The organism is Noviherbaspirillum sp. Root189 (genome assembly GCF_001428545.1).
Taxonomy (GTDB): Bacteria; Pseudomonadota; Gammaproteobacteria; order Burkholderiales; family Burkholderiaceae_D; genus Noviherbaspirillum.
This window is the reverse complement of the sequence record NZ_LMHZ01000029.1, coordinates 885-13,311: the sequence shown is the minus strand read 5'-3', so window position 1 is coordinate 13,311 and position 12,427 is coordinate 885. Positions and strand designations below refer to the sequence as shown.

At 56.2% G+C, this 12,427-nt stretch carries 11 protein-coding genes; 8 read left to right on the top strand and 3 right to left on the bottom strand.

What is annotated here, in order from left to right:
• Positions 1-23 precede the first annotated feature (23 nt).
• The 8 genes from ASE07_RS17380 (at position 24) to ASE07_RS17345 (ending at position 9,467) form a co-directional block, all read left to right on the top strand.
• The gene (locus ASE07_RS17380) at positions 24-1,160 is read left to right on the top strand and encodes a glycosyltransferase family 4 protein (protein ID WP_235548509.1); all 1,137 of its coding nucleotides are present in this window, start codon (positions 24-26) and stop codon (positions 1,158-1,160) included.
• A gap of 7 nt (positions 1,161-1,167) precedes the next feature.
• Positions 1,168-3,183 (top strand): asparagine synthase (glutamine-hydrolyzing), encoded by a 2,016-nt coding sequence (gene asnB, locus ASE07_RS17375; protein WP_057292101.1) that lies wholly within the window; start codon positions 1,168-1,170, stop codon positions 3,181-3,183.
• Positions 3,180-4,313 carry a glycosyltransferase gene (locus ASE07_RS17370; protein ID WP_200960964.1) on the top strand — a complete coding sequence of 378 codons (1,134 nt, stop codon included), beginning with the start codon at positions 3,180-3,182 and terminating at the stop codon, positions 4,311-4,313. Before asnB ends, ASE07_RS17370 begins: the two co-directional genes overlap by 4 nt.
• 80 nt (positions 4,314-4,393) lie before the next feature.
• The gene (locus ASE07_RS17365; protein ID WP_057292100.1) at positions 4,394-5,545 is read left to right on the top strand and encodes a glycosyltransferase family 4 protein; all 1,152 of its coding nucleotides are present in this window, start codon (positions 4,394-4,396) and stop codon (positions 5,543-5,545) included.
• A gap of 88 nt (positions 5,546-5,633) precedes the next feature.
• Positions 5,634-6,692, top strand: coding sequence for a dTDP-glucose 4,6-dehydratase (gene rfbB / locus ASE07_RS17360; RefSeq protein ID WP_057292099.1), 1,059 nt, complete (start codon positions 5,634-5,636; stop codon positions 6,690-6,692).
• Positions 6,693-6,744: 52 nt separating this feature from the next.
• Complete coding sequence (gene rfbA / locus ASE07_RS17355) at positions 6,745-7,629, top strand: glucose-1-phosphate thymidylyltransferase RfbA (RefSeq protein ID WP_057292098.1); 885 nt, start codon at positions 6,745-6,747, stop codon at positions 7,627-7,629.
• Positions 7,630-7,751: 122 nt separating this feature from the next.
• The gene (locus tag ASE07_RS17350) at positions 7,752-8,501 is read left to right on the top strand and encodes a class I SAM-dependent methyltransferase (protein ID WP_156396717.1); all 750 of its coding nucleotides are present in this window, start codon (positions 7,752-7,754) and stop codon (positions 8,499-8,501) included.
• A gap of 255 nt (positions 8,502-8,756) precedes the next feature.
• Positions 8,757-9,467, top strand: a complete 711-nt coding sequence (locus ASE07_RS17345; RefSeq protein ID WP_200960963.1) for a WbqC family protein — start codon at positions 8,757-8,759, stop codon at positions 9,465-9,467.
• 69 nt (positions 9,468-9,536) lie between these two features.
• Here the strand turns inward: ASE07_RS17345 and ASE07_RS17340 are convergent, their stop codons facing one another.
• From ASE07_RS17340 to ASE07_RS30730, 3 genes are all read right to left on the bottom strand, one after another.
• Positions 9,537-10,946 (bottom strand): DUF4832 domain-containing protein, encoded by a 1,410-nt coding sequence (locus ASE07_RS17340; RefSeq protein WP_162256899.1) that lies wholly within the window; start codon positions 10,944-10,946, stop codon positions 9,537-9,539.
• A 324-nt stretch (positions 10,947-11,270) separates the two neighbouring features.
• Positions 11,271-11,603, bottom strand: a complete 333-nt coding sequence (locus tag ASE07_RS30735) for a DUF4832 domain-containing protein (protein WP_442946088.1) — start codon at positions 11,601-11,603, stop codon at positions 11,271-11,273.
• Position 11,604: 1 nt separating this feature from the next.
• A partial coding sequence (locus ASE07_RS30730; protein WP_442946090.1) for a DUF4832 domain-containing protein occupies positions 11,605-12,419 on the bottom strand: 815 nt, incomplete at its 3' end.
• Between the last annotated feature and the right edge of the window lie 8 nt (positions 12,420-12,427).

The window sequence follows — 12,427 nt, the reverse complement described above, 5'->3', positions numbered from 1 at the left end:
TTATCTTCATTATGAAAATTGTCATGCTTACCAGTTGTCTCGGTCGCGGCGGAGCGGAACGGGTCGCCTCGATTCTGTGCAATGCATGGGCGGAAAGAGGAGACGAAGTATCCCTCATCGCCACGTTTTCCGGTGGCGGCAAAGCCTTCTATGACATATCGCCCTCCGTCGAAACGATCTTTCTCGCCGATGTCGTCGGCAGCAGGCAGAAGAACATTGGAAGTTATTTCCATCGCCTGCTGACACTCAGAAAACTGATCGCCGCCAGAAAACCGGATGTCGTCGTATCTTTTCTTCCCAATGTCAATGTCGCAGCCATTGCAGCGACCGCGATGCTGGGCATTCCAGTAGTGGTTTGCGAGCGAAGCGATCCATCGGCACGCTCGCCCCGTGATTTCTGGGAAATGTGCTGCAAGGCGACATATCGCTTTGCGGACATGCTGATCGTTCAGACAGAGAATGTGGCAAGCAAGGTGACTGGCATCTATCCCGGCCTGCGCGCAGTGCGCTGCATTCCCAATCCTCTACCGCCGACCATCCTCCCGCTTCGAAAGAGCGGCGGTACGCGCAAGATACTTCTAAGCCTGGGGCGGTTGTCACCTGAAAAGCAGGTAGACCAGATCATCGATGCGTTCGCCGAGGTTGCCGGCCAGGCAAGCGACTGGGATTTGCACATCTACGGCGATGGTCCGGAGAAGCCAGCACTCGCCGCAAGAATCCGGCGACTCGGATTGCAAGACCGGGCGTTCCTGAAGGGGGCGACCAAAGAAAGCGCAAAGGTAATGGCCGGCGCTGATGCCTTCATGATGGCGTCGAAGTACGAAGGTTTCCCCAATGCCCTGCTGGAAGCCATGGCAGCCGGCTTGCCCTGTATCGCGGCAGACTGCGAGAGCGGTCCGCGTGAGATGACCCGCAATGGGAAAGATGCCTTGCTGGTCCCGGTCGGCAACCGGGCGGCCATGATCGAAGCGCTGAGCAGCCTGGTTGACAATGCGCCGCTGCGCATGTCGCTCGGTGGGTATGCGCGCCAGTCTGTACTCGCGCGATACAGTCTGCATTCGGTGTTGTCGGCCTGGGATGAGGTCTTTGCAGCGGTAGGTGCTATTCCCGCATTTGGCGGGAATCTGCAGTCGGCTTCCAAAGTCCTGAGAGAAAGATAGTCAAATTATGTGCGGCATAGCAGGCTTTCTCGGCGGCGAATCCGTCGAAGCATCCACCCGGCAGCGCATGCTCAAACGCATGACCGATGCCATTGCCTATCGCGGTCCAGACGACGGCGGCGGCTGGAACGATGCCGATTGCCGTATCGCGCTCGGTCATCGACGTCTTGCCATTGTCGATCTTTCCGACGCAGGCCGCCAGCCGATGGAGTCCGCAAGTGGTCGTTATGTCCTCGTCTTCAATGGCGAGATCTACAATCATCTGGCGTTACGTAAGCGACTCGAAGCCGCCGGTCGGGCTGCCGGCTGGCGCGGCCACTCGGACACCGAGACGCTTCTAGCCTGCTTCGATGCGTGGGGAATTGAATGCGCGGTAAAAGAATCGGTCGGCATGTTCGCGTTCGCCGTATGGGACCGCCATGCGCAGGCCCTGACTCTGGTGCGTGACCGCCTGGGTGAAAAGCCGCTCTACTATGGCTGGCAGGGACAAGGCCGGAATGCCGCCTTCCTGTTCGCATCCGAGCTCAAAGCGTTGCGGGCACATCCTGCATGCGAGGCAAGGATTAACCGCGACGCTATCTGCCTGCTGCTTCGGCATAACGCGATTGCGGCGCCGCATTCGATCTATGAGGGCATTTTTAAACTGATGCCCGGCACCATCCTGACAGTGTCGCTGACACGCACTGAACCAGCCGTGCGTACCTACTGGTCCGCGGCGGACGTGGCTCGATCGGGTGCGGCCCAGGCTTTTACAGGAAATGCACCCGATGCGATCGACAGCCTGGATGCCGTACTGCGCCAAGCCGTCCACGGTCAGATGGTTGCTGATGTACCGTTGGGTGCATTTCTTTCAGGCGGCATTGATTCGTCCCTGGTCGTTGCGTTGATGCAGGCCCAGTCCACACGCCCCGTCAAAACCTTCTCCATCGGCTTTGAAGAGCAGGCATACAACGAAGCTGAATACGCCAAGGCGGTGGCACGCCATCTCGGCACCGACCATACCGAGCTCTATGTCTCGGCGAGCCAGGCCATGGATGTGATTCCGCGCCTGCCGGATATCTACGACGAGCCCTTCTCGGACCAGTCGCAGATTCCTACTTACCTGGTATCCGCCATGGCGCGTCGCCATGTCACCGTGTCCCTCAGCGGAGACGGCGGAGACGAACTGTTCTGCGGATATGAGCGTTATCAGGCCGCTGCCAGCATGGCTGCACTGTGGGCAAAGATCGCACCTGCGCCGCTGCCGCTGCGCAAGCTGATGGCGCGCGGCATCACGGGCCTGTCGCCTCAGGTTTGGGACCGGATTGGCGGCGTCCTCTCCACGGCGTTTTTGCGGCGCACACAACCTGCAAATCTGGGTCATAAATTGCACAAGGGCGCCGGCGTACTTTCCAGCACGTCCAGCAACGCCATGTATCGCAGTGTGATGTCACACTGGCACGATCCCACCGCTGTCGTGATTAATGGCCGCGAACCGGCAACCGTCCTGAGCGCGGACACGCCGTCACTCGACCGGCTCGGACTCATTGAACGGATGATGGCGCTGGATACACTGAGCTATCTGCCGGACGATATCCTCGTCAAGGTCGACCGTGCCGCCATGGCAGTTTCGCTGGAAACCCGAGCACCTTTCCTCGATCATCGCGTCGTCGAGTTTGCCTGGCAACTTCCCAACACCTTGAAATTATGCGATGGCCAAAGCAAATGGGTGCTTCGACAGGTGCTGTACCGCTACGTGCCCCGCGCGCTGATCGACCGTCCCAAAATGGGCTTTGCCGTTCCGGTCGGCGCATGGCTCAGAGGCCCGCTCAGGGAGTGGGCGGAAGAATTGCTCGACCCTGCCCGTTTGCGCAGCGAGGGATTCTTTCATGCTGCTGCCATCCGCAGCAAATGGAACGAGCACCTGAGCGGCAGTCACAATTGGGAATACCACCTCTGGGATGTCCTCATGTTCCAGGCATGGCTGGAGAAGCAATCGCACAGGCAGACGGAATTGCATGAATTACTCGCTGTGGGGGAATGATGAATATTGCTTTTATCGTGACCGGTCTTGGCATGGGCGGGGCGGAAAACCAGGTGGTCGGCCTGGCCGATCGTTTCGCATCCCTTGGGCACCGTGTGCTGGTGATTTCCATGACCGGTAACAGCTTCGTCCTGCCTCGCAGCCCGGCGGTCCGCATACAGTCGCTCGACATGCCCAAGACCGTCAAGGGTTTTGTGTCTGCCTATCGCTGCGCGCGTCATTATCTGCGTGAATTCAAGGCTGACGTGGTCCACAGCCACATGGTGCATGCCAATGTCTTTGCACGGCTTTTGCGACTAACGACCGATATGCCTCGCCTGATTTGCACCGCACACAGCATCAACGAAGGCGGCAACGCACGTATGTTGGCCTACAGGCTGACCGATTGGCTGGCCGACATGACAACCTCGGTTTCCGACATCGGCATGAACATTTATATACAGCAGCGCGCCGCCCGCCCGCACAAGATCAGTACCGTGCATAACGGTATCGATTGCCAGTTGTTTCGCTTCAGCGCTTCGGCACGTGAACGTATCCGGCAATCGCTCGATGTGCCTGAAGGAATGCAGTTGATACTTGCCGTCGGCCGCATGACCGAGGCGAAGGACTATGGCAATCTTCTCCAGGCCATGTCGAACGTGCTTGCACAACGCCGGAATTGCATGCTTTGCATTGCAGGTGACGGTGAACTGAGATCGGTCCATGAGTCGCAGGCCCGCTCGCTGGGTATTGCCTCACGCGTACGCTTTCTCGGCCTGAGAAGAGACATACCCGATCTCATGAGTGCCGCCGACCTGTTCGTGCTTTCTTCGGCATGGGAAGGCTTGCCACTCGTCGTTGGCGAAGCGCTTGCCTGTGAGCGCTTAGTGGTATCCACCGATGCGGGGGGAATACGCGAATGGCTGGGCGACGCTGGCCATATCGTGCCTGTGATGGATGCCAATGCCCTGGCAAACGCCATGCTGCACGCCTTATCCCTCGACAGGCATGACAGGGAAATCCAGGGACGCATCGGCCGCGAGCGCGTACTTGCTCACTATTCGATGGAAGCAGTCGTCGAGCGTTGGCTGCAAATGTACCAGGGACGTTTTTCAGGAAGCGAAGAATCCGCTCACTTTGCTTCGGATTAATCGCGCGAGCGAATAACACATCAACTTGCAGGCAAGTGTGCGGAGCACACAAAGTTGATAAACGGCTGCGAGGAAGCAAATTGAAGAAAATCGCGATGATGGTGACCAAATCCGAGTTTGGCGGCGGGCAGGAATATATTCGCATCCTGATGTCACAGATAGCAAATGCACAATTCATGCTGGTGACAGGCGACAGAGGGTATCTGACCGAATTTGCCGGATCCATGAATATCCGCGTTCACGTATGCGACAGCCTGGTCCATCCGATCAGTCCGCGCAAGGACCTCGCCGCTCTCACTGACGTTTATGCATTGCTTCGCCGCGAACGGCCTGACCTGGTACATGCAAATTCCTCGAAAGCAGGTGTCATTGGACGTGCCGCCGCCACGCTCGCCGGGATACCCGCCGTGTTTACTGCACATGGCTGGGCTTTTACCGAAGGTGTGTCCCGACGGCAGGCGCAGATTGCAACGGTGGTTGAAAAAATGGTCGCTCCACTTGCAAAGAAAATCATATGTGTCTCCGACTATGACCGATCGCTCGCGCTACGCAAGGGTGTCGGCGACGCCGCCCAGATGGTTACGGTTCACAATGGCATCCCGGACATCGCCCCACCGGTAGCACCAGTACTTAATGCGGTTCCCCGCATCGTCATGGTCGCGCGCTTTGCCGCACCAAAGGACTACGAGACTCTGCTTCGTGCAGCAGCGCTCTTCCAGCCGCAGGATTTACGCGTTGAATGCGTTGGCGACGGGCCCGACCTTGTTGCGAGCCGGAGTCTTGCAAAGGAGCTCGGCGTAGAAGACCGTGTGATCTTTCACGGCGCAAGAAGCGACGTTGCCGCCCTTCTGTCGGACGCCGACATATTTGTCCTGCTGAGCCGCTGGGAAGGTTTGCCAATCAGCATCCTCGAAGCGATGCGCGCCGGACTCCCTGTCATTGCGAGCCGGGTAGGCGGAGTACCCGAAGCGGTGGAGGACGGCGTAACCGGGATCCTACTCGAACGCAATGATGCCGGTGCGCTTGCCGATGCATTGCGTAGCCTGATTTCAGATCCGCCAAGGCGTCGCGCGATGGGCATACACGCCAGGCAACGCTTTCTCGCGCATTTCAGCGCAGAAAGAATGGTGCAACAGACCCAGCAGATTTATGCGCAGTGCACGGCAGATATCCATATCGCCCCCGAGCCGCATGGCGTTGGACCACAGGTACTGCCACAGCGCCGGAAATGAAGGTGCCGGTGCAAATTGACTATGAATTGAAAAATTGAAATTTGAAGTCAGAAACCCTTTCGAGACCGAATGACTTAAGGAGAACGTCGTGATACTAGTAACAGGCGGTGCTGGCTTTATCGGTGCGAACTTTGTACTTGACTGGCTGGCAGCCGGAGACGAACCCGTCATCAACGTGGACAAGCTGACCTATGCCGGCAATATCGATTCACTGCACCCGCACCGTTACGACTTACGCCATATCTTCATTCAAGGCGACATCGGCGATCGTAAACTCGTCAGCGACCTTTTACAAAACTATCGCCCTCGAGCAATTGTGCATTTTGCCGCCGAATCCCATGTGGACCGTTCCATCCATGGGCCAGATGATTTCATTCGTACTAATATCCTCGGCACCTTCCATCTTCTCGAAGCAGCCCGCATATATTGGTCCGGGCTGCCACAGCCGACACACGATGGTTTCCGGTTTCTGCATGTTTCTACCGACGAAGTCTTCGGTTCCGCCGCTGAAACCGATCCGCCTTTTGCAGAATCTGCGCGCTACCAGCCTAACAGTCCCTACAGCGCCAGCAAGGCGGCAAGCGATCACCTTGTGCGCGCCTGGCACCACACCTATGGGTTGCCGATCCTGATCACTAACTGCAGCAACAACTACGGCCCATACCAGTTCCCGGAAAAGCTGATTCCACTCTGCATCCAGAACGCACTGGCCGGAAAGTCCCTGCCCATATACGGCGACGGCATGCAGATACGTGACTGGCTTTACGTGAAGGATCACTGTAGCGCCCTCAGGCGCGTGTTGCAGGCTGGCCAGCCCGGAGAAACCTATAACGTGGGCGGCTGGAACGAGATGGCGAACCTGGACGTCGTCAGCACAATCTGCCAGGTGCTGGACGAACTGCGCCCGCGTCCGGACGGCAAGTCGTACACCGCGCAAATCAGCTTTGTAAAGGACAGACCCGGCCACGACCGCCGGTATGCGATCGACGCGGACAAGATCCGGCGCGAACTGGACTGGGAGCCGGTAGAAACCTTCGACAACGCGATAAGGAAAACAGTGGGCTGGTACCTCGACAACAAAGACTGGGTAGAGAACGTCACCAGCGGCGGCTACCGGAACTGGATGCAACAGCAGTACGGCACCTGAATGCGACTAACGCATTCAGGACTATTCAACCACCAATGACAGGTATGTAACGATGATCAAGAACACACCCCAGCGCAGGGGAATCATACTGGCCGGTGGCTCCGGCACGCGCTTGTATCCGATGACGCGGATGATATCGAAACAGCTGCTGCCGGTCTATGACAAACCGATGGTCTACTATCCGCTGTCGACGCTGATGCTATCGGGCATACGCGATGTGCTGCTGATCTCGACACCGGAAGACACGCCGCGCTTTGAAGGCCTGCTGGGTGACGGACATCAGTGGGGCATGAACATTCAATACGCAGTGCAGCCCAAGCCGGAAGGCCTCGCCCAGGCATTCCTGATCGGCAAAGACTTTATCGATGGCGGCCCAAGCGCACTGGTCCTGGGAGATAATATTTTTTACGGCCACGAACTCTTTAGTCTTTTGCGAAAAATTAATGCGCAGGACGGCGGCGCCCATATCTTTGCTTATCATGTGCATGATCCGGAACGTTATGGCGTGGTGAGCTTCGACGAGAACTATCGTGCAGTGTCGATTGAAGAAAAGCCGCCTGTTCCGCGTTCCAACTACGCAGTCACAGGGTTGTATTTCTACGATCACCAAGTGTGCGATATCGCGGCAAGCATACAACCATCACCACGCGGCGAACTGGAGATCACGACCGTGAACAAGATTTACATGGAGATGGAAATGTTGAATGTCAAAGTCCTGGGGCGCGGCATCGCCTGGCTCGACACGGGTACCCATGAGTCCCTTCTGGAAGCCGGACAGCTGATTGCCACATTGCAAAAGCGCCAGGGATTGATGGTAGCCTGCCCGGAAGAGATCGCATACCACCAGAAATGGATTTCGGCGAATGACGTCGAGCGCCTTGCAGCACCGTTAGCTAAAAACGATTATGGCCGTTACCTGATGCAGATGCTGAAATGAATTTCCCTGATATGACACCCCTTGTACAGCCAGAACGCGAGAATGGTACGGAACTATGCGGGCTCCGCGCCGATTGCGCCGCCATGAAGGACGTCGAAAAATCAAGGGAAGGAAATCTGAACATGCATACTACGCAAGTCATCACAAGAGAAAACGGTTTTGGAATCGGGGACTATTGGCGCATGTTCCGGGCAAAGGGCATCCGCCTTCCAATTGATTATTTTTTGCAGGCGCATCTGTTCGATCTGGTTAACGGCACAGATACCCATACCGCTACGATCATTGAAGGGTCGACAGTCAAACCACTCGGTCTTCAGGACTATGAACGGCCCTACCGCTGCTCCTGGACCGGTGAAGTGAACAAGGCATTTGCAGCACTCAGACAAATACTCGGACGGGATTTTGAACGATACACATTTGTCGACATCGGCTGCGGAAAGGGCAAGGTCGTGCTCGCCTGGACCAAGCTCCTCAGGCGTGCAGGCCTCGATCAGCCGATGATCGGTATCGACGTGCATGGCCCTTGCATCACGGGTGCGATCCGCAACCGAAAGATCATCGGTGCAGGCTCTGACGTTCCGGGTGCGCCTTCCATTCGTTTCGTGCACGCCGACGCAAGAACCTTCAATTACGGAGAGCATGGAAACAAGCTTATCGTCTACCTTTACAACCCCTTCAGTGCAGCAATTCTGCAAAGCGTCATGGCTGCGCTCAATCCGATAGCACCAGTGATTGTCTACAACAACCCGGTAGACCTCGATGTCATGACGAGCTTTGGATACCGGATCGTGTGGGGCAAGGAGGGATGGCATCCCAATGCGCGTACGATCATTCTGATGAAGGGAAAAAGTCTGGAACAGGAAGAACGCTAAACATTGTTAATGTCCTCCAGGCTTGTGTTATACCAATCCCAAGCTATAACGTGACAAATGACAAGGCGCAGGAGGAGTCAATAGCGAGCTATTGACGACGAGTGCAACGCCGGCAGGCGGCTCGGCGCCCCCGAAAAAAGACGCGATCTCATGGTGCGTAATGGGTTGGGATTGGTATTACAGGTAAAGCGGTGATGAACCACCTGTCGCAGGAAGCGACAGTGAAAAGTGAAGAATATGGGCAAGAAGATAGGAATGATGCAGCCTTACCTGTTTCCTTATCTGGGTTATTTCCAGTTGATGGCGGCAGTAGATATCTTTGTTCTCGGAGACGATTTGCAGTATGTGAAGGAATCCTGGATCAATCGGAACAGAATCCTGGTAAATGGAAAAGATAAGCTCGTGACCTTTCCTCTCAAGAAGGACAGCCATCATCTAAATATTAACCAGCGCTACTTTTCCGATAACTTCATCCAGGAGATGGAACATCTCCTGCGGATTATTTTTTCCTCTTATCGTAAGGCGCCCTGCTTCGAAAGCGTTTATCCGCTGCTCGAAGACATACTGATGTATGACGAAAAGAATCTGGCAAAGTTTACGATCAGATCTTTGCGGCGGCTGTGCGATTACATGCGTATCGAGACTCCGATCCTGGTTGCGTCGGATCTTGTCATCGGCGAGGTGGCCGACAAGCAGGAGCGTGTGATCCTTACGCAGAAAAAGCTGGGTGGCGACGTTTACATCAACCTGATCGGCGGCATGAAGCTGTACTCTCCTGAACGCTTTCTGGAACACGGTATCGTGTTGAAGTTTCATCAGATCGACGATATCTGCTATTCGCAGTTTGGCAATGAGTTCGTCCCACTGCTGTCGATCATTGATGTGCTGATGTTCAATGACTTGCGGAAGATGCAGAATCTGCTCTCCAGGTATTCATTGCTGGATCACATGGGTCAACCAGCATAGTCCGATCGGCTGCCTCCGTGCAGCGGCGTATTGCCCTGGCCCGTGGCAATACGCCGCTGCAACACAACATCAACTTGCTGGTCCGATGGCAACTTCGTGCTGAAGACTGTTAAATCCGGTTGCTGCTTCGAATACACCGTCGTTAGCAAACCGGACGGAATATTCCGGCCTGTCACTCAGTTCCACCTCAGGATCCGGCAGATTAAGAAGGAGCAGGTAATTTCCTGCTTCCATGTTGGTCGGCAGGGTGAGGGATTGAGCTAGACTTACACGTTGTCCGGGAAGCCACATACGCGGATCCGCTGGAATCCTGAAGCGATATAGCGCTCCCGACTGGGTATGCCGCAACACCAGTTCAACGTTCCGCCCGTTGTACGGTGCTGCCCAGCCATCATTGCGCAAGTTAAGGGTCAAGGCGAAGTTGCCTCCAGCTTCCGCAGTTACGGCATAACTACCGTCCTCGAGAACAAAACGGTATCCGAGGTGCTGTTCGATGCTTGCCCAGCAGCCCTGTTTCTTCCAGGCGTCAATGACAGACGGATGATAGTCAAGGCTTATATAAGACCAGTGAAAGGCGGTGAGTTCTGCCAGGGCAGTCGGACAATCCGCGCGCGGCTGCACATACGCGCAGGTCTCACCGCCGACCGGAACATGTAATGATTCGGCACCGAGATAGGGGTAATCGATGTTGATATCATCGTACGTTCCGAGGTCACTGGAAGACGCGAGAAAACAATCGTTGTGATAACCAAGGCGGGCTTTTGGGGAACCGGTGTAGGATTCGGCAATCGTGAGAGGGAGACTTGTCGACAGATAGGAACGCTTGATCTGCGGCGCGCGAAGTTGCACCATCCGTTCGACCGGAAGAACGCTCAAGAGCTTGTCTATCAGTGCCGCCCTGTCGAAAAAATTTTGCGCTGAAGCGCGGATGCTCATGCCGAAATGCGTACTATTGTCCCATTCACCCCAGCTTCCTACAAATCCAGCCTGCACCGTTGCAATCACATCCTTGTTGGCCGCGAGGTAGAACGCGAGTTGATCCAAGTGCAACATCACTTGTGCCGGCGCCGCATCTTCAGGGGATTCGGTGTCGCTGTAGGCAAAGCGTACGATGGCTTTCAGTCCCGCGAGGCGGATCGCATCCATCTGATGCTGAAATAGCGCGAGCGCATCCGGAGTGATCGGTGAGGTCGTGAAGGGCTTGAGCTTAAATAGACAGAGAACCAAAGTAACGTCCTGAGTAAGGCGCAATGCCTGCAAGGTCGGGGCATCCAGGCGTGCGTTGCAGTCGACCTGGCGATACATTCCCCGCTCCGGGTTAGCAATGCGACCTTCCGCGGGACGATAGGCGATGCCTTGAAAGACCTCCGGCGCGATTTTAGTTGCAAGCTGCGCAGGGCTACCTGCGCTACTTAAATTATCCGGATTACCTGAGCTTCCTGAACCGCCGCACCCGTAAAGCCCGGCCTGCAGAACCAATATGACAGCGAGACTAAGGATAGTTGGTTGCCGAAATGTGTGCGTGAGCATGCATGGCCCCTTATATCAATCCCAAGCTGTAACGTGACAAATGAGATCGATCGCAGGAGGAGTCAATAGCGGGCTATTGACGACGAGTGCAACGCAGGCAGGCGGAAAAAGACGCGATCTCATGGTGCGTTATGGGTTGGGATTGGTATTAATAGCCGGTCATCATTGATGCATCATATTTGTGATGCACACTGGCGCCGGCATGTGTGATGATCTGATTCGCCCTTTTGCCTGCTGTCTGTCCGACTGATATCTGGGGTTGCTTTCAGATGCCTATCTCAATCGCAGCTCCTGTTGTTCTGCGTGCGCTGCTCGCTCCAAGTCATGCCGGCTGCGCCGCTCGACGTCGACACTGTGAAAGAGATCATTCAAGCCTGTACTGGATTCCCATATACCTGTATTGGCCAGCTGGATGGCATACTCGGGGCGGCTGCGCAGTGTGCTTTCCGGATCCGGCAGGTTCAGCATCGCCGCATAGTTACCATTGGGCATATCGGCCGGCAAGCTCACCGTCTGGCTCACCGTCGTTGCCTTGCCCGGAGCCCACTGGCGCGGATCCGTGTTCAATGCAAAGCGGTACAGCGCGCCGGTGGCCGTATTGCGCAANTTGGGCATATCGGCCGGCAAGCTCACCGTCTGGCTCACCGTCGTTGCCTTGCCCGGAGCCCACTGGCGCGGATCCGTGTTCAATGCAAAGCGGTACAGCGCGCCGGTGGCCGTATTGCGCAATACCAGTTCCACATCACGCTTGTTGAACGGTGCTGCCCAGCCCTGGTTGGCTACCGTGAAGCTCACCGTGAAGCCGCCACCCGGCTTGGCGCTCGACGAGTACGAACCGTTCTGCAGCACGAAGCGGTAACCCAGCTTCTGTTCCACCTGGGTAAAGCAACCTTCGCTCCGCCATAAGTTCAGAACTTCCGGCTTGTAATCCTGATTCAGATAGGACCAATGAAACATGGCCATTTCACGTAAGGCGGTCTGGCAGGCAGCACGACGGGATTTGTGGTTGCAGGTCTCACCACCTGTCGGCACATAGTTGGTATCGGCAGCCAGGTACGGATACTCGACCGAGGTATTGTTGTACGTGCCGTAGTCGCTTGCCGASGCCAGGAAGCAGTCGTTATGGTGTGCCACGCGCGCCCTTGCCGAGCCGTTGTACGCTTCGCTGGCGCTCARCGCGGTCGAACCGTAGAACGTGCGCTTGAGCGATGGSGTACGCACYGCCACCGTACGATCAACCGGTACTGCCTGCAGCAGCTTGTCGACCACCGCCTTGCGGTCGGCCAGGTTCTGCGAGCTCAGGCTGGCGCTGTTGCCAAAGCTKGTGCTGTAAGCCCACTCGCCCCAGCCGCCGACAAAGCCCGCTTGCACCAGCGCGATGACGTCCTTGTTCTTGGTCAGGTAAGGCGTGAGCTGGGTGATGTGGGTCT

Excerpts from the sequence above, each read along its gene's own strand:
- ASE07_RS17380 (WP_235548509.1), top strand. The coding sequence starts at position 24 with ATGCTTACCAGTTGTCTCGGTCGCGGCGGAGCGGAACGGGTCGCCTCG.
- asnB (WP_057292101.1), top strand. The coding sequence starts at position 1,168 with ATGTGCGGCATAGCAGGCTTTCTCGGCGGCGAATCCGTCGAAGCATCC.
- ASE07_RS17370 (WP_200960964.1), top strand. The coding sequence starts at position 3,180 with ATGATGAATATTGCTTTTATCGTGACCGGTCTTGGCATGGGCGGGGCG.
- rfbA (WP_057292098.1), top strand. The coding sequence starts at position 6,745 with ATGATCAAGAACACACCCCAGCGCAGGGGAATCATACTGGCCGGTGGC.
- ASE07_RS17350 (WP_156396717.1), top strand. The coding sequence starts at position 7,752 with ATGCATACTACGCAAGTCATCACAAGAGAAAACGGTTTTGGAATCGGG.
- ASE07_RS17345 (WP_200960963.1), top strand. The coding sequence starts at position 8,757 with ATGATGCAGCCTTACCTGTTTCCTTATCTGGGTTATTTCCAGTTGATG.